Raw genomic sequence first — 17,887 nt, 5'->3', positions numbered from 1 at the left:
TTAAAGTTGATCTAATTGTTCAAGTTCTTCGGCAAATCCTCCGGATAAAATTGGGAAACGATACCAAGTTTTTGGGTCTACATTGAATTCGTCCAAATGAAAAGAAGGAGCCAGCCGTTCTCTTTTCCATTGGTTTCTTGACCACAGTCTAAAGAATTTTTTAATATAATCCTTCAAAACGCTGCTTTCAAGTTGAAGTTCCTCATTTAGAATTAAAAAAATGTCCATAGGGGATCTTTTGTCCCGAATGGCCAATTTTTCGATTTCCACAATAACTGCATATGGCATCAAATCTTTTTCATCCGTCTGCGTTCTTTCCAAAGGCCTTAGCTCGGCAGTAGGTTGAAGAGAATTGACCAGTTGTAAACCTGGCTGATTTAAGTTTTTTTCTGCCCAGCTAAGCCAATTTAAAATGAAATATTTATCAACTGCTGCAATAGGGGAGATGCTTCCACTGGTATCTCCATCCATGGTAGCATAGCCCACATCTCCTTCACTTCGATTGGAGGTAGAAAGCAACAAGGAGTTACGAATATTTGCCAACATCCAGATAATGGGAGACCTGGATCTAGCTTGAATATTTTGTAGAGTGATGTCATCCTGTTCCCAAGTCAGAGGTCTTCCGATGGCTTGCTCTATTTTCTTGGTGTAGGAGGATACTTCCTCGTCAATGTTCCAATGATAAAACTTGGCTCCAATGCTTTCCGCCAATGTTTTGGCACTTTGAAAGGTATCGTCAGAAGAGTTTTTGGTGCCTTGGTATGCGGTAGTCAATAATTCTCCTACCAGAAATTTTTCGGCATTTTCCTGCTTAGGAGGAAGTGGTAGATTTAATTTTTTGCAAAAAAGAACGATCCCTAAATCCTGAATTCCTCGTTTGACCATTTCAGAAACCAGAATAGCTATCGTAGAGGAATCAGCCCCTCCGCTCAAAGAAAGAACAAATCCTTTACTTTTGCTTTTTCGGAGGTAATCAAATAACGCCAAGGAAGCGGCTTGAACAAATTCTTTTTCTTTTTCTAAAATTGGTGCGATGTCCTGCTTTTTTGGATCTAGGTAAAAACTTTTTACTTGAAAATCCTGGAAGGATAAGAGTTGATTTCTACCTAGGATTTCGCCTGATTTACCCAACATTATCTCACCATCGAAAATCATTCTTCCTGACTCATTTCCAAGCAGGTTCGTATAGCAATAATAGCAATCAAAGATTTTACTACTTTCTTGGATTAATTTGTAGCGTTCACGGGTTTTACCCATGGCAAAATGACTGGCACTTGGGTTAAAAATTAAATCAACATTTCTTTCGGCTAGCCTATATCCAGGTCGAATTGAACCTCTCCAGGCATCTTCACAGATTTCGAATCCATATTTTATCCCTTTATGCTCAAAAATCTGATCTCCAAGTGGGTATTTTTCACCTTGAAACTCAAAATCAATAACCTCATATGCTGGCCAGGGAGTAAACCATCTAAATTCGTAATGTACTCCGTCAATGGCAAGGTATTGTTTGGCTACAAAGCCTTTTAGTTTTGCATTTGCAATGACTGCTACGCAATTGTAGACATTATCTTGAATTCGAATAGGTAATCCTATAGCAACTGTGATGTCGGTACATTCTGGAATCAATAATTCCAGTTGTTTTAGGGCCTTTTGGGGAAACCAATAGCTTAAAAATAGATCTTCACTTCCATACCCAGTAATGGCCAATTCAGGTAAGCAAAGAATTTCTGCATGTTCAGATTTTGCCTCTTTTACTGCCCGAATAATTCTGTCAAGATTGCCCTTCCAATCCAACGGAGTTTGGTTAACGGTACCAGAAGCAATTTTAATTGGTGACATGGTAGATTAGAATTGAAGTTGAAATGTACTTCTAATAAGTAATATTAAGCGAGTCACAAGCGTTTTTTGAAGCTTCTTGTTCTGCTTTTTTCTTGGTACTTCCTTTGCCTTGTGCTACTTCTTCTCCATCCACTTCAAGTGAAACGATGAATTCTTTGAATCGTTGGTTCCCATGTACATGAAGTACCTTGTATTCAATTGCCTTATTTTCTTTTTGGGACCATTCGATGATTTTACTTTTATAATTGGTAACAGTGGCAATCATTCCCTCTAGATCAAAATGAAGTAAAATCCTATTCAGAATAAATTTCTTGGTAAAATGATAACCCTTGTCTAAGAAAACCGCTCCAAGGAGTGCCTCTAAAACATCTCCGTATAAGGATTTATTTCCAATGAATGTGCGGTCACCAATTTCCAGATTGAGTATTTTTTTTAATCCTATTTTTATCCCGGTAGAATTTAATGATTCCCGGTTTACAAGTTTGGATCGTGTTTCAGTCAAAAAACCTTCGTCTCGATATGGATATTTTTGGAATAAATATTCTGCCACCACAGCCCCCAAGATAGCATCGCCCAAATATTCAAGTCTCTCATTTGAGATTTTGAACCCTTTTCGGGTTTCCTCTGCCAGTCCGGATGGAGTTAAGGCCAGTTTATATAACGCAATGTTAAAAGGCCTGCTACCTAACATCACTTTGATGGAGGCAGCAAGCCTTTTATCTTTTTTGCTAAAGAAGAGAGTGTTGATTCCGAGTCTCTGAAGGATTTTCAAATTCGGTTCAATTATATTTTTTGAAAATGACAGAACAGTTGTGTCCGCCAAATCCAAATGTATTGCTCAACGCGTAATTAATTTCTCTCTTTTGGGCTTTATTGAAAGTTAAATTCAATCCTGGATCAAAACTTTCATCATCAGTAAAGTGATTGATCGTAGGAGGAACTATACCATTTCTAATAGCAAGGATCGATGCAATTGCTTCAATAGCCCCTGCAGCACCTAACAAATGCCCCGTCATAGATTTCGTACTGCTGATATTAAGTTTATAAGCATGATCTCCAAAAACAGTTCCTATTGCTTTGGTTTCACCTACATCACCTAATGGAGTAGAGGTTCCGTGCACATTGATATAATCAATGGCTTCAGGCTCTAAGCCAGCATCTTCAAGGGCCATTTTCATAACCGAGCTAGCTCCTAATCCTTCAGGATGTGGAGCAGTAATATGGTATGCGTCAGCTGACATTCCACCACCTACTAATTCAGCGTAGATTTTAGCTCCTCTAGCTTTGGCATGTTCAAATTCTTCTAAGATCAAAGCTCCCGCTCCTTCACCCAAAACAAATCCATCTCTGTCCTTGTCAAAAGGTCTAGAGGCAGTTTCGGGAGAATCATTTCTTTGTGAAAGCGCTTTCATTGCGTTAAATCCACCAATTCCTGCTTCAGTAACTGCAGCTTCAGATCCTCCACTTATAAAGATGTCAGCTTTGCCTAATCTAATGTAATTAAATGCATCAATAAGTGCATTGGTTGCAGATGCACAAGCAGATACGGTTACGAAGTTTGGCCCTCTGAAACCATATTTTATAGAAATAAAGCCTGCACTGATATCTGCAATCATCTTCGGAATAAAGAAAGGATTGAAGCGGGGAGTACCATCACCTTTGGCAAAATCCGTCACTTCATCTTGAAATGTCTTTAATCCTCCGATCCCTGAACCCCAAATTACACCAGCACGAGATTTATCTATGGAATCTAAATCGAAACCTGCATCATTCATGGCCTCTTCTACAGAGATCATTGCGTACTGTGTGAAAGGATCCATCTTTCGGGCCTCTTTTCTGTCAATGAACTTTTCGAGATCAAGATTTTTGACTTCGCAGGCAAATTGAGTTTTGAATAGAGAGGCGTCGAATCTGGTGATCGGTGCAGCACCGCTCACTCCATTAACCAATCCGGTCCAGAATTCTTCTGTCGTATTGCCTATTGGGGTGAGGGCACCAATACCTGTTACAACAACTCTTTTTAAATTCATAAAATGAATTTATGGGTTATTATTTAACGTTAGCCTCAAGATAGGTAACTGCCTGTCCCACCGTACCGATTTGCTCAGCTTGATCATCAGGAATCGAGATATTGAATTCTTTTTCGAACTCCATGATCAATTCTACGGTGTCCAGTGAATCAGCTCCTAGGTCATTGGTGAAGCTTGCTTCTAAAGTCACTTCAGACTCTTCTACGCCAAGTTTGTCAACAATGATGGCTTTTACTTTTTGTGCAATTTCAGACATTTTGTGATCAGTTTAGTTAATAACACTTCGCAAAGAAATATATTTAATACCTAATTGACAAAGAAAAGATTCAAGTAAATTTTATTATAAATGACTCTTCTGTTAGGTTGCGTTTAAATTTTTAACTTTGTCCCCATCTATTTTCTTCCTAAATGAAGAAGGCAAAATTACTAATTGAACATACATATGATTTTGAGCTTCTTGGCCTACAGTCTCCTGTAAAAGACTATAAAATGGCCTGGTTGATCAATCGTGACCTAGATTTAAACTTGGTCCGGAAAGAAGATCTAGAATTAGAGTTTCTTACCGCTCCGAGTCTGAAAATATCACAATATTTCCTTTCTTTACCACATGGTTACATTCAGCTTTTGAAAAATAAGGCTTTAAATAATGAGCATCAAGTCACCTATCTTATTCCAGAGCTTCGATTTATGGATTATTTCCTTTTGGTACAAGATGATACCTTTCAGACGAGTATTCATACATTTGTAGATCAATTGGCTAAAAATTCATTTGTTCAAAACGTTGTCAAACTGGATATTTCAAAATTAAAATCAAAAGAGAACCTGTTAACTTATTAATATTCCAATGAGCTATACTCAATTTAACAAGACCAAAATTCTTGCAACAATCGGCCCTGCATCCAACAACTTTGAGACAATTTCCAGTCTTGCTGCAGCTGGTGCGAATGTTTTTCGTCTAAATTTTTCTCATGGAAGTCATGAAATCCATAAAGAAGTAATTGAAATTATTCGAAAAGTAAATAAAGAAAATAATTTGAACCTGGGTATCCTGCAGGATCTACAAGGGCCTAAAATCAGAGTGGGTGAAGTAGAAAACAACGGAGTAGAAATCAAGCCAGGAGAAAAAATCACCATTACCAATGATCCTGTAGTCGGAACCAAAACATTGGTGAGTACCGTTTATCAAAATTTGCCAAACGATGTGGCTACCGGAGATAGAATTTTAATTGATGATGGTAACCTAGAAGTCGTAGTCAATGATACGGATGGTAAAAATGTAAACTGTACTGTGATCCACGGTGGGATTTTGAAATCTAGAAAAGGAATTAATCTTCCTAACACCAAGGTAAGTGCACCTTCCTTAACAGAGAAAGACATTGAAGATCTTCAGTTTGGTCTATCTCAAGAGGTGGATTGGATTGCTTTGTCATTTGTACGCTCTGCAGAGGATATAGACGATTTGAGAGAAAGAATTCATGCTGCAGGAAAGGTATGTAAGATTGTTGCCAAAATAGAAAAGCCAGAAGCACTTGAAAATATCGATTCCATCATAGAGGCTACAGACGCCATCATGGTGGCAAGAGGGGATCTAGGAGTAGAAGTTCCAATGGAAATAGTTCCTCTTTGGCAAAAGAAAATTGTCGAGAAATGTAAATTGGCTTGTAAGCCAGTAATCATTGCTACCCAAATGATGGAAAGCATGATAGTGAACCCAAGACCTACAAGAGCTGAAACCAATGACGTTGCAAATGCGGTACTGGACGGTGCTGATGCTGTAATGCTTTCTGCTGAAACTGCTTCTGGGAAATACCCAGTTAATGCAGTGAAAGCCATGAGTAGTATCATCGGGTACCTGGAGGCAAATGCAGAGATCTATCATAACCTATATAAGATTCCAGAGGATGATGAGACGTTCCTAAGCAATAACTTGATTTTGATGGCTTCTAGACTTTCCCGAAATGTGAAAGCAAAAGCAATAGTGGGGATTACCTCTTCAGGATTTACAGGATTCCGAATCGCTTCTCATAGACCTTTAGCCAATATTTTTGTGTTCACAAGCAAAAAATCGTTGATTACTCAAATGTCTTTAGTATGGGGTGTTAGAGCCTATTATTACGATAAGGTTGTTTCTACAGATGCTACTTTTGAAGACATCGAAAATATTTTGAAAGAGGATGATCACGTGAATACCGATGACATCATCATCAATACGGCAAGTATGCCATTAAAGGTGGAAGGTAGAACCAACATGTTGAAAATCCACGTGGTGCGTTAACATAAACTAAAATGAATTTCTTTAAAGCCCTCCTCATGAGGGCTTTTTTTATAACCAATATTGAACCGTCTGCACTATAGGTTTCACTCTAATGTTCTCTGTTGATTCTGCCAAGGATACGATAGAGAGAGGTTTATTAAATTATAAAGTGAAAACAGGATTGGTTTAAAAAGGAGTTTCAATTTTAAGGGGTTGAAATTTCATCATCAGGGCCTTTTGGACTAACCATGATTACTTTTTCACGATCCACTTTGACCGAGCCTGCAGGAGATCCTTTTACTTTTCTAACATATTTAGCCTCTGTGTAAATCACGGGAGCCAAGGATTCGCTTTTATGCTTGGAATAGAAAGCAGCTAGTTCGGCCGCTCTTTCCAATACGGCTGTAGGCATGGATGCATGCCCTTTCATTTTGACGACTACATGCGATCCGGGCACTAGCCTGGCATGCAACCAAATGTCATCTTTATGGACATAACCTCTAAGCATTTCGTCATTGTCTTTGGATGATTTACCCACCCATACAGGAAAGCCCTCCACTTCGAATGTTTTAAAAGGAAGTGAAGTCGTAGATTTAAGTAAGGATTTTTCGGGTACTTCCTTTTTTTTGAAGGCTTTTAGTCCTTTGAATTCATGAATCTCTTCTAGCTTGGAAAGTTGTTCTAAAAGTTCAGTCTTGAAGGCTTCTTTATTCTTGATGGTGTTTTCAATCTGCTGCCATTCCAATTTCCTGTTTTTATTTTTTCGATAAAGTTGTGCAGCATATTCCTGTGGTTTCTGCTGAGGTTTCAGCTTTACTTTTACCATCTTACCGGTGTAAAAGTCCATCAAATCCACCTCATGTCTACTTGAGGAAAACTCATGGAGATTAGCCATGATGATATCTGCCAACTGAGAAGGGGGGGGCGAATTTTTCAACTCATCAAGTTTGGCAGAAGCCTTGGTCAGGTAGGAGTTGGTTTTCTTGAGTTGATCATTGAGCTTTTTCAAAAGCTCATTTTTCTCCTTTTCAAAATTACCTTTGACTATAGCAAGGTAAAATAGCTGATTGACAGCTTCGATGGGATCTGAAAAAAGGTATAATGGATCTTCTTCAGGCAATAAACTGAGATATACTCCATCGGAATTCTCCACCAAAGCAAAAAGGGGGGCTTCCAGAATATCGATGATTTCCTCCATTAAAGCCCATTTTTTATCAAGATCAGATTCAGGGTACCCTCGTTCTTGGAGCCAAGCTCTGGGAATTTTACCAAGTGTGGGTAAAAACTGGGCAGCATTTCCATTTAACTCGTCAAATCTTGATCTGCTCAGCTCTTGATAAACTTTCAAGTTATTCCAATCCAATTTTTTATCTTCTTGAATTTCATTTCTAAAAATTTTGGTTGGCAATTCTTTCTGATCTTCATAGTAGATCACATTGCTCCGGTTTGCATGAAGCTTAAAAAGTAACAATTTGCCGGAAGTAAGCTTCATGATAAAAGAACGTTCAAAATCAATTACTTCACAGGATAGGATGGTTTCATTCAGTAATTCAGGAAAGAGATTAATGCTGTTCCTTTTTGCCCTACGGAATTGATCAGGAAAGCTGAGGTAAATCTGCGGGGTTTTCAGATGGGCTCTGATCCAACTTTCTCCTTTTTCACCGTATGTTTCAATAATTAGTTCATCCTTACTTTGGGAGAAGCAGGACACAATTTTTTGACCTTGAAATCGCTGATTGAGTGCAGGGCAAAGAAATTTAAGAAAATGATAATTCAGGTGCATTAGGGCAAAGTTACCTCAAGACCGTCGTAGGCCAAAGCAATTCCCGGAGGTAAATCTTTTTCTACTTCACTATGTAAGCCCAGTTTATGTGAAATATGGGTGAAATAGGTTTTATCTGCCCCTAATTCTTTCGCCATTTCTATGGCTTCATTTAATGTAAAATGTGAAATATGTGACTCTCTCTGAAGCGCATTGAGAACAAGGACTTTACTTCCCTTGATAAGTTCTTTGGATTCGTCTGGAATAAAATTGGTGTCTGTGATATATGTAAAATCACCTATTCTAAATCCTAATACTGGAAGTTTATAATGTAATACAGGAATAGGAGTGATGGTATGACCTTGAATAGTAAAAGGTTGATCCGTTATTTCAACGGGTTCAATTTGGGGGACTCCAGGATATTTTTTGCTTGAAAACACATAAGCAAATTCTCTTTTGATTTGCTCTAAGACGGGTTTTCTTGCAAAAATGGGCATGTCTTTTTGCTGGGCAAAATTGAAAGGGCGAATGTCGTCCAAACCAGCAGTATGATCTTTATGCTCATGGGTGAATAGAACGGCATCTAATTGATTAATTCCAGCGGAAAGGATTTGGCTCCTAAAGTCTGGCCCTGTATCTACGACCAGACTTAAATCTCCTAAATCAAAATAGATGGATGATCTGAATCTTTTATTCCTAAAATCCAATGAATTGCAAACTTCACAAGTACAACCTATTACAGGGACACCTTGTGAAGTTCCTGTGCCTAGAAAAGTAGCTTTCAAAATTTTATTGTGGTTTGCCTTAATTCGCGAAGGAAATCATGATTGCTTTTCTCAGAAAAGTCTTGGGGATTGAAATTTAGTTCTGCGATGATGTCTATCAGAGCATTGATTTTGCCTTCGATGGGGAAATACTTGTTGATGATGACGATTTTGGTGTCTCTAAGTACACAATAACCAGATTTGAAGTTGCCTTTTTCATAGCGCAAGACGTAATCAGATGCCGCAAAAAGGTTTTCCAGTTTATCCAGGTAATGTTTGGTGTACTTGACAGCCATTTTACTTCAAATATTTTTTTACAGTTGCAAGAACTTTATCGAAGTCCAAGGGTTTTTGAATGAAGTCATCAAATCCAAATTTGCGTAATTCATCCATGGTGTAATTATTGATATTTCCTGATATCGCAATAATTGGAATTTTGGATTTTCTTTCATCCTCTAACTTTCTGATTGCTTGTGTACACAAAGCTCCGTCCATGACCGGCATACTAAGATCCATCAGTATCAAATCAAAATCTTCCTTGTCAAGCATCTCCAATACCTGTTTGCCATTTCTAGCAGCTTTCATTTGATAATTTTCAAAAGCAAGGACACTTTTTGTCAAATTAATAATAACAGAACTGTCTTCTCCGACTAGGATTTTTTTTGTATCACTCATGACTCAAAAATAGTTTCTTCATTTAAATATTCTCTGAAAATAAGGATTTCATTTTGCAACTGTTGAAGAATTTTTTTCGTTTCCGCCCAATTTGAGTTTTTTGCGTGCAATTCGCCCTTTTGCGAAAGTTTGAAAATCTTATTAGCGCCAAGAGTTCCGCTATTACCTTTGATGATATGAAGGTGGTCCTCAATAGATTGTAAATCACTTGTAGAGAAAGAGTTTTGAGAATCTTCTACCAGCTTTTCACATTCCTTCAAAAAGTCTAAGTATACATTTTTTATAATTTCAGTGCTATTATATTTCATGAGCTGCTTTATGACCTGGACATCTAGTATAAGGTCAGAAAGTGTTTCAGAAGTCGTTTCATTTTGAACCTTTTGAGGAGTTGGATTCCGACTTAAGGTTTCTTTGATACATTCAATGAATTCTCTAGGTCGAATTGGTTTAACAATAAAATCATCAAATCCTTGATCCAGGAAATTGTTTTTGTCTTCTAGCTCTGCAAATGCAGTCACTGCTATAATTGGGCTCTCAGTAAGTTTTGAAATTTTAATCTGTTTCATAGCCGTCATTCCATCCATTTGCGGCATCTGAATATCCATTAAAATCAAATCAAAATTTTCGACTTTTAGGATATCTAAGGCTTCTATACCATTTTTTACACTTTTAAAATAACATAGCTGACCTATTAGATTCTCAAAAAGTTTACGATTGAGGTCATTATCATCAACAATAAGTACCCTTTTGCTTTTCATTTGGTAAGTTTGGATTTTAGATTTCCGCCTAAGCAAAGAAACCATTGGCAACACAAAATTATTTGATACTCGTAGTCGGCCCCACTGCAGTTGGAAAAACTGAATTATGCCTAAATCTAGCCAAAAAATTTAATTCGGAAATCATCTCCTGCGACAGCCGTCAATTTTATAAAGAAACCAATTTGGGAACTGCTAAACCTTCCGAAAGTGAATTAGAACAAGTTCCACATCATTTTATAAACAGTCTTTCTGTGGAAACATCTTATGATGTGAAAATGTTTGAAAGGGATGCGATCAATTTGATAGAAAAACTGTTTTTGAAACATAATTTTTTGATCCTTACTGGAGGCTCAGGACTTTTTGCAGATGCGGTGATCAATGGTTTAGATGAGATGCCTGAGATCGATCCTAAATTTAGGAAGGAAATTATTGCTGAGTTTGAGGAAAAGGGATTGGAGTTTTTACAAAAAGAAGTTGAAAAAAATGATCCGGAATATTTTCTACAAGTGGACATCAATAATCCTCAGCGATTGATGAGAGCAATTGAGGTTTTTCGAGCAACAAGTAAGCCCTTCAGTACTTTTCGGGTAAAGAAAAAGGCTGAACGAAACTTCAAAACCATTAAGATAGGCCTCGATAGAGACAGGGAAGATTTATATAATCGGATAGATACCCGAATGGATTTGATGATTGAAGCCGGGTTATTTGAGGAGGCAGCAAGCCTTTTTACTAAAAGGCATTTAAATGCCTTACAGACGGTAGGATATTCAGAGATCTTCGGGTTTTTGGAAGGTAAATATGACAAAGAAGAAGCCATACGTCTTCTGAAAAGAAATTCCAGAAGGTATGCCAAAAGGCAATTGACTTGGTTTCGAAGAGATACTGAGATCGCATGGTTTCATCCATCCGAAGAATCAAATATTATCTCTTATATTAATACTCAAATAGTAGAATAACCAGAAATTTTGGCTACCCAATTATAGGGAGCTTTTTTAATTAGCTGATTGTATTGAAGTTTATTGACTTTGAGCGCTTTTATTTGCTCCAAGGTATTTTTCGGGATTTTTTTGTCAGCATGAACTTCCCTCCATTTTTTGTAAATCAGTTCTGGATCTGCAATTTCACCAAGAAAGATGTCTAATTCCGGATGGTTGATGCCCAATTTTGAGGAAATTTCCCGTTGAAGATTTAATTTTCTTTGCAAGGTGGTGCGGACAGTAAGAAAAAATAGGAGGCAAGCGCCTCCCAAAGTCAAGAAGATCGGAATAAACCCCATATTAGATACTTAAAATTTCCATCAATTTTAAATGCTCGTTACTTAATAGCTTTTCTTTGCCGATGCAATCAGCAAAAGGGGTATAAACTATTTGTTGGTTCATCACACCTGCCATGCAGTTCATTTTTCCATCAAGCAATCCTTCCACAGCTGCCATGCCACATAAGCTTCCTAATACACGGTCTCTGGCGGTTGGGCTTCCTCCACGTTGGATATGACCTAAAGTAGTTACTTTAAAATCTTTATTTTCGTCTTTGATGCGTTCTTTTACTTTGTTCATAATGACCTCAGCATTGCCTTCATCATCACCTTCAGCTACCACCACGATACTGGAAGACTTATTTTTACGAAGATTTTTCATGCTTTTGACCACTTTGTTTAGATCTGTTTTGGTTTCAGGAACCATCACGAATTCGGCTCCACCACCAATACCACAATCTACAGCTATAAATCCTGCATCTCTTCCCATTACTTCAATAAAAAAGATTCGATCGTGTGCCGCTGCAGTATCACGAATTTTATCAATAGCTTCTAAAGCGGTATTGACCGCAGTGTCAAAACCGATGGTATAATCCGTACCATATAGGTCGTTATCTATCGTGCCAGGGCATCCTACCGTTGGTATCCCGTATTCTTCCTGAAATATTTTGGCACCTGTAAAAGTCCCGTCTCCTCCAATGGCTACAATGCCTTCAATGCCATTGGCCACCAAGTTGTCATAGGCTTGCTTTCGGCCTTCTGGAGTTTTAAACTCCATGGATCTGGCAGATTTTAAAATCGTTCCACCTCGTTGAATAATATTGCTTACTGAATGAGAATACAACTTTTTGATGTCGCCCTCGATCATTCCCTCATATCCTCTATATATTCCGTAAACATCCAGTCCTTTGTAAATAGCTGTTCTGACAACTGCTCTAACACAGGCATTCATGCCAGGACTATCTCCACCAGAAGTAAAAACTGCGATCTTTTTCATTTTAATAGGTTTAAGATTTCAAAAATAGGGATTAATGGAGGAATATTTAAGAAGGTTGATTTTAAAAGCACAAAAAAATCGGCTTTATTACAAAACAAGATATTTAGGTTAAAAACAGTTTAATTTTTTATGAAAATGATCAATCTTTCCTCCTCTGAGGTTCAAATTTCTTCAATTGGTCTAGGATGTATGTCTCTTCCTGAAGATTATGGGTTGAGCCAAAAAATAATAGATGCAGCTATTTCTGGGGGAATCAATCTTTTAGACACTGCCGATTTATACCAGAAGGGGTTCAATGAAGAAATGGTGGGTAGGGCTATTAAAGGCAAAAGAAACCAAGTGGTATTGGCTACTAAAGTCGGAAATCAATTGCGCCCCGATGGGAATGGCTGGGATTGGAACCCGAGGAAATCCTACATTTTGGAAGCAGTTGAAAAAAGCTTAAAAAGGCTACAAACTGATTTTATAGATCTTTACCAGTTACATGGTGGTACGATTGATGACCCTTGGGAGGAGACCTTGGAGGCGTTTGAAATACTAAAAGGGCAAGGTAAAATCCGCGAATTCGGTATTTCATCGATTCGCTCCAATGTGATTCGAAAAGTATTGACAGAAGGTAAGCCCGCTACCATCATGATGCAATATTCTCCGTTGGACAGGAGACCTGAGGAAGCTGCTTTCCCTTTGATTGCTACAACTGAAACAAAGGTGTTGGTACGAGGGAGTTTCGCCAAAGGCATGCTTATCAGTAAGCCTGCAGGTGAGTATTTGGATAGATCGGTAGAAGAAGTTAAAGCAATGAAAGGGATAATTCAAGAATCTGGGTTTTCCCCAGAAGCCTTTTTAATCAAATTTGGACTGCTGCCAACTGCAGTGGGTTCTTTGATCATAGGAACAAGCGCTATAGAGCAAGTTCAAAAAATGTTGAAAGGGTATGAAGAGAGTCTGACCCTTCCAGAAAGCATAATTTCTGATCTAAAAGAAAAATTCAGCCCAAATTATTATCAGCAGCATCGGTAAAAATTGGGTTGCCCACTGAAAACAAATAGCTTATTTTCGACACTAAGGATATCATTCCTTCAAACCACCCAAAATTAAAACACAGATGAAGTTTAGATTACTCTATTTGGCATTGCCAATGTTGGTATTTGCTTGCCAACCCAAAGAACTGACAGAGCAAGAAAGATGGGAAGCCACTGCCGAAAAAGTGGAGATCATCCGGGACGATTTTGGAGTTCCACATATTTATGGGGAAACCGATGCGGATGCAGTATTTGGAATGCTATATGCACAGTGTGAGGACGATTTTAGAAGGGTGGAAAGAAACTATGTTTGGGCTACTGGAAGGTTGGCGGAGTTAGAAGGAGAGCAAGCAATTTATTCAGATTTGCGGGCGAATTTATACATGACGGAAGCTGAAGCCAAAGCAGCATATGAAGCTGCTCCAGATTGGCTAAAGGAATTATGCATTGCCTTTGCTGATGGAGTTAATTATTACTTGGCAACACACCCAGAAGTCAATCCTCAGGTGATCACTCATTATGAACCATGGATGCCCATGTTTTTCTCAGAGGGTTCCATAGGTGGAGATATCGAGCAGATTCCTACCCGAAGAATTGCTGCTTTTTACGGGGATGATCAATCCTTGGCCTTGAATGAATTCGGGAGTGGTTTGAATCCGATTGATTTAACTGAAGAACCTAAGGGTTCCAATGGGTTTGCGATTTCGGGGGAACTGACGGAATCAGGAAATGCCATGCTTTTAATTAACCCGCACACCTCTTTTTATTTCAGACCTGAAATTCATGTGGTCAGTGAAGAAGGCTTAAATGCCTATGGTGCGGTGACCTGGGGGCAGTTTTTTGTATATCAGGGGTTTAACGAGAAAACCGGATGGATGCACACTTCTACTGGTGTTGATTTCATTGATGAATTCGTGGAAGATGTGAGTGAAGCTGAGGGGAAATTGACCTATAAGTATGGAGAGGAAACCAGGAATGTATCTGAGCTTCCCATTACCTTAAAATATAAAGATGGTAATGAATTAAAGGAAAAATCATTCACTATGTACCGTACTCATCATGGTCCGGTAACTCATAAACTAGACGATCAATGGGTGGTGACCAAAATTAATTGGGATCCTGTCAATGCTTTGACTCAGAGCTTTACCCGAACCAAGTTGAATAACCATGCGGAGTTCAAAGAAATGATGAACATCCGAACCAACTCTTCAAATAATACGGTCTTTGCGGATGCGGAAGGGAATATTGCCTACTTCCATGGAAATTTTATTCCCAAAAGAAATGAAGAGTTTGATTTCTCTAAACCAGTTGATGGCTCAGATCCAAATACGGATTGGTTGGGTTTACATACGGTAGATGAAAGTATTGTGATTTTAAACCCGGCGAATGGATGGATTCAAAATTGTAATTCAACTCCATTTACGGCGGCAGCAGAATATAGCCCTAAAAAAGAAGATTACCCTGCTTATATGGCTCCAGAAGCAGAAAATTATAGAGGAGTGCATGCAGTCAAAGTGCTCAGTGATGCCAAAGATCTGACGCTAGACAAACTAATTGAATTGGCATATGATCCGTATTTACCGGCATTCGAAAAATTGATTCCTATGCTATCGAAAGCCTATGATCAAAAAGGAATTGCTGACCCTGAACTGACGGAACCTATAAAAGTTTTAGAAGATTGGGATTACCGTACAAGTAAAGAATCTGTGGCAATGTCTCTTGCTCATTTCTTTGGAATGAATTTTATGAGAAACCATGGAAACATTAACAATTTACTGGAATTCAATGAGGGTAAAGGTACAGTGCCATCTCCCTCTGCTACTGAATTGATAGCAGCGTTTAAGACTACTTTGGAGCAAATGAATGCTGATTTTGGAACCTGGAATACTCCTTGGTCAGAAATCAATAGATTTCAGCGCTTAACTGGCGATATTGATTTAAAATTTGATGATAACAAGCCTTATGTACCAGTTGGTTTAGCTTCAGGTACCTGGGGAGCATTGGCTGCATATGGTGCTAGATCTACTCCAGAAACTAAGAGGTTGTATGGGTATAGAGGAAATAGCTTTGTGGCAGTCGTAGAATTTGGAGAGAAAGTAAAAGCCAAGTCCATGTTGGCAGGAGGCCAAAATGCTGATCCGAATTCACCTCATTTTGATGACCAAGCACAGCGGTATGCTGATGTGGAATTTAAGGAAGTAGCCTATTATCGAGAAGATATTGAGGCTAGGGCGGAGGAGATATATAAGCCGGGGAAAAGGGACGGGAAGTAGGAAGTAGGAAGTATGAAGCAGGAATTAGTTAGAAATACAATTGAAATAAGTTCACCGCCTTTGGCGGATCGCGAAATAATCAAGGATAGCCCTTTGGGTTGATAAATTTGAGATCAAGCTATAACCAAGATGTTTTATGGAGTATCTCTGAAATACTTAGAAATAAAATGGAAATAGGCTTCTTTCAGTCGCGAAAAAATGATAGTAGTTCAGTTAGGTAATTAGGGGTAGGATATTATCCCAGACGGGTAATTCGGGTTTTATCTTACAGAGTATATCTCACTGTAGGCGTATTTCATAACAGTTGTATCTCCATTATCTTTTACCAAAAACACACAAAAGGTCGTGACTGGATCCAGTCACGACCTTTTTATTAGGTTCTAATATTTCAAAATGGCAAATCACCTTCTGTCTCCTCTGATGTTGGAGAAATACTGGATTTTCTATCACCCATCAACAAAATGTTTTGGACGATCACTTCGGTCACATATCGCTTGTTGCCTTCCTTGTCTTCAAAGGAGCGATTGCTGAGCTTTCCTTCAATGGCGATCTCTGAACCCTTATCAGTATACTTGTCCAATAGTTGTGCTTGCTTACCCCAGGCAACTAGGTTGTGCCAGGTGGTATCTTCCACTCGCTCCCCTTTTTGATTTTTGTAGTATTCATTGGTAGCTAGGGATACCTTGCCGATGGTTTTGTTGCCATCCAGATTTTTGATTTCTACTTTGGATCCTAGACGTCCGATCAACTGTACTCTGTTTCTTAGCGTGTTCATAATGTGTATTGTTTTATGTGAAAAATTGATTTGTGATTTCGCTAGAGGAAAATCGATAAGTCAAAGTTGGGGGATGGCAGAGGGCAGAGTCGGGAGTTAGTCGTTTGTATCCGTTTGTAGTCGTTTGTTGTCGGATAATCAAGGATCAGGGGCCGTATGGATTGATTACTAATACAAAAAAGTTTGCTAGGTTTAATGGGTAAAAAAAACTTCCTACATAAAATCGTTAGATAAATTTTTTAAAAAAAATAGCAATTCCCATCCATGGACATACAAAAAGAAATAATACGAATTACTTCAGAATATTTTGAAGATAATCTTGATTACCACAAATTATCAATTGCTTCAAAAGAATATAAACTCTTATTAAATAAGGTTTGTGGGCAAAATATAGATATTGAAAAAGGAAGAAATGATATTGGGTTTGATAATGGATGGGCCTTAGGTACTTTTTGGGCAGCTCTTTGTCTTGATGATTTGATTAGAACTAGGCAATTTATTCGAGGAATAAATAAAGCCATTCAGGAAAAAATTAAAAAGCAAAAGTCTCTTCATATTCTATATGCTGGGACTGGGCCATTTGCAACACTTATTCTTCCTATAATTTTTAGATATTCAAAACAAAAAATTAAATACACATTTTTAGAAATAAATCCATTAAGTTTTGAAATTCTTCAAGGTATAATTTCAAAATTAGGATTGAAAGATTATAACATAAAATTAGAAAGGGAAGACGCAACTAAATATCAAATAGATTTTAATGATAAACCTGATATAATTATAAGTGAAACTATGCAAAATGCTTTAGCAAAGGAACAGCAGGTTTCAATCTTTTTAAATTTGATGAATCAGGTTAATGGGGATACTATCTTTATCCCTGAAAAAATTGAACTATCTATCGGTCTTAAAAAAGCAGGCATTCCCGAAGAAAAAACTCAAATTAAGCATTATCAAAAAGAGGAAAAAATATTTGATCTGAGTAAGGAAGCAATGTTCCATTTAAATCCGATAGAAAGTAAGTTGAATGGAGAAATTTTATTTGATAAGAGACAAACCACTTTAGATGAAAAAAAAATTAGGGGTTTTTCTCAACTCTTAATCCTTACTGAAATACAAGTGTATAAGGATGAAAAAATAGGAATTAATAAAAGCGGCTTAACTACTCCAAAAATAATTAAAGATATTCCGAGCGATTTAAAAGGATCCATCATAATTAATACACAATATAAAATTTCTGCTCAACCAGAACTTGAGTACATCATAACTTTACCTAACCCTAATTAAAAATTAAAATCATGACAAAAAAATAGTGCATATGGTAATTAGTGATTTTTGAATGTTTTACAACTATTTTAATTTACAATAGTCTTAACCATTGCTATTTTTGGAGGCTCTTGGTCCAAAATTTCTTCCTGATTTGATATGTACTTTAGTCTATCCTAAAAAACTCAAGTCCCCTCTTTTTTGAAGAATTTGTGCCTAT

General features: G+C 37.7%; 18 protein-coding genes. 6 read left to right on the top strand and 12 right to left on the bottom strand.

Annotated features, from left to right (window positions below; translation table 11 throughout):
* The 4 genes from nadE to JYB62_RS07245 are packed head-to-tail and all read right to left on the bottom strand — an operon-like array spanning position 1 to position 4,125.
* Entirely contained in the window at positions 1-1,839 is a 1,839-nt protein-coding gene (nadE, locus tag JYB62_RS07260) for an NAD(+) synthase (protein WP_205644740.1), read from the bottom strand.
* 31 nt (positions 1,840-1,870) lie between these two features.
* A complete protein-coding gene (gene rnc / locus JYB62_RS07255) occupies positions 1,871-2,611 on the bottom strand; it encodes a ribonuclease III (protein WP_207758593.1) in 741 nt (246 codons plus the stop codon).
* A 7-nt stretch (positions 2,612-2,618) separates the two neighbouring features.
* Complete coding sequence (gene fabF / locus JYB62_RS07250) at positions 2,619-3,869, bottom strand: beta-ketoacyl-ACP synthase II (RefSeq protein ID WP_205644739.1); 1,251 nt, start codon at positions 3,867-3,869, stop codon at positions 2,619-2,621.
* Between the two features lie 19 nt (positions 3,870-3,888).
* Positions 3,889-4,125 (bottom strand): acyl carrier protein, encoded by a 237-nt coding sequence (locus tag JYB62_RS07245; protein WP_057940051.1) that lies wholly within the window; start codon positions 4,123-4,125, stop codon positions 3,889-3,891.
* A gap of 152 nt (positions 4,126-4,277) precedes the next feature.
* Here JYB62_RS07245 and JYB62_RS07240 point away from each other — a divergent pair, with 152 nt between their 5' ends.
* Together JYB62_RS07240 and pyk are read left to right on the top strand one after the other, a co-directional pair.
* Positions 4,278-4,706, top strand: a complete 429-nt coding sequence (locus tag JYB62_RS07240) for an IPExxxVDY family protein (protein WP_074223523.1) — start codon at positions 4,278-4,280, stop codon at positions 4,704-4,706.
* 7 nt (positions 4,707-4,713) lie between these two features.
* Positions 4,714-6,144, top strand: coding sequence for a pyruvate kinase (gene pyk / locus JYB62_RS07235; protein WP_205644738.1), 1,431 nt, complete (start codon positions 4,714-4,716; stop codon positions 6,142-6,144).
* 184 nt (positions 6,145-6,328) lie between these two features.
* On the opposite strand, the gene JYB62_RS07230 is transcribed toward pyk, so the two are convergent.
* Genes JYB62_RS07230 through JYB62_RS07210 form a run of 5 tightly spaced genes read right to left on the bottom strand, consistent with a single transcriptional unit; the run spans position 6,329 to position 10,082 of the window.
* Positions 6,329-7,906, bottom strand: coding sequence for an NFACT RNA binding domain-containing protein (locus JYB62_RS07230; RefSeq protein WP_205644737.1), 1,578 nt, complete (start codon positions 7,904-7,906; stop codon positions 6,329-6,331).
* Positions 7,906-8,670: an MBL fold metallo-hydrolase gene (locus JYB62_RS07225; RefSeq protein ID WP_205644736.1), complete on the bottom strand. Its 765-nt coding sequence runs from the start codon at positions 8,668-8,670 to the stop codon at positions 7,906-7,908. The genes JYB62_RS07230 and JYB62_RS07225 overlap by 1 nt, the downstream gene beginning before the upstream one ends.
* Complete coding sequence (locus tag JYB62_RS07220) at positions 8,667-8,945, bottom strand: hypothetical protein (protein ID WP_205644735.1); 279 nt, start codon at positions 8,943-8,945, stop codon at positions 8,667-8,669. Before JYB62_RS07220 ends, JYB62_RS07225 begins: the two co-directional genes overlap by 4 nt.
* A gap of 1 nt (position 8,946) precedes the next feature.
* A complete protein-coding gene (locus JYB62_RS07215; RefSeq protein ID WP_205644734.1) occupies positions 8,947-9,324 on the bottom strand; it encodes a response regulator in 378 nt (125 codons plus the stop codon).
* The gene (locus JYB62_RS07210) at positions 9,321-10,082 is read right to left on the bottom strand and encodes a response regulator (RefSeq protein ID WP_205644733.1); all 762 of its coding nucleotides are present in this window, start codon (positions 10,080-10,082) and stop codon (positions 9,321-9,323) included. Before JYB62_RS07210 ends, JYB62_RS07215 begins: the two co-directional genes overlap by 4 nt.
* A 44-nt stretch (positions 10,083-10,126) precedes the next feature.
* On the opposite strand from JYB62_RS07210, the gene miaA reads away from it, so the two are divergent.
* A complete protein-coding gene (gene miaA / locus JYB62_RS07205) occupies positions 10,127-11,038 on the top strand; it encodes a tRNA (adenosine(37)-N6)-dimethylallyltransferase MiaA (RefSeq protein WP_205644732.1) in 912 nt (303 codons plus the stop codon).
* On the opposite strand, the gene JYB62_RS07200 is transcribed toward miaA, so the two are convergent.
* Both JYB62_RS07200 and pfkA read right to left on the bottom strand, forming a co-directional pair.
* Positions 11,023-11,358, bottom strand: a complete 336-nt coding sequence (locus JYB62_RS07200; protein WP_205644731.1) for a hypothetical protein — start codon at positions 11,356-11,358, stop codon at positions 11,023-11,025. The genes miaA and JYB62_RS07200 overlap by 16 nt on opposite strands.
* Position 11,359: 1 nt before the next feature.
* On the bottom strand, positions 11,360-12,334 hold the full coding sequence (gene pfkA, locus JYB62_RS07195; RefSeq protein WP_205644730.1) for a 6-phosphofructokinase: 975 nt from the start codon (positions 12,332-12,334) through the stop codon (positions 11,360-11,362).
* Between the two features lie 129 nt (positions 12,335-12,463).
* Here pfkA and JYB62_RS07190 point away from each other — a divergent pair, with 129 nt between their 5' ends.
* Complete coding sequence (locus JYB62_RS07190) at positions 12,464-13,354, top strand: aldo/keto reductase (protein WP_205644729.1); 891 nt, start codon at positions 12,464-12,466, stop codon at positions 13,352-13,354.
* An 85-nt stretch (positions 13,355-13,439) separates the two neighbouring features.
* The gene (locus JYB62_RS07185) at positions 13,440-15,629 is read left to right on the top strand and encodes an acylase (protein WP_205644728.1); all 2,190 of its coding nucleotides are present in this window, start codon (positions 13,440-13,442) and stop codon (positions 15,627-15,629) included.
* Positions 15,630-16,017: 388 nt separating this feature from the next.
* Here the strand turns inward: JYB62_RS07185 and JYB62_RS07180 are convergent, their stop codons facing one another.
* Positions 16,018-16,404, bottom strand: a complete 387-nt coding sequence (locus tag JYB62_RS07180) for a single-stranded DNA-binding protein (protein WP_205644727.1) — start codon at positions 16,402-16,404, stop codon at positions 16,018-16,020.
* Between the two features lie 264 nt (positions 16,405-16,668).
* Here JYB62_RS07180 and JYB62_RS07175 point away from each other — a divergent pair, with 264 nt between their 5' ends.
* Positions 16,669-17,688 (top strand): SAM-dependent methyltransferase, encoded by a 1,020-nt coding sequence (locus JYB62_RS07175; RefSeq protein WP_205644726.1) that lies wholly within the window; start codon positions 16,669-16,671, stop codon positions 17,686-17,688.
* Positions 17,689-17,887 lie beyond the last annotated feature (199 nt).

The organism is Algoriphagus lutimaris (assembly GCF_017051705.1).
In the GTDB taxonomy this organism is placed as follows: domain Bacteria; phylum Bacteroidota; class Bacteroidia; order Cytophagales; family Cyclobacteriaceae; genus Algoriphagus; species Algoriphagus lutimaris.
The sequence above is the reverse complement of the archived record's forward strand: the minus strand, read 5'-3'. Positions and strand labels throughout refer to the sequence as shown.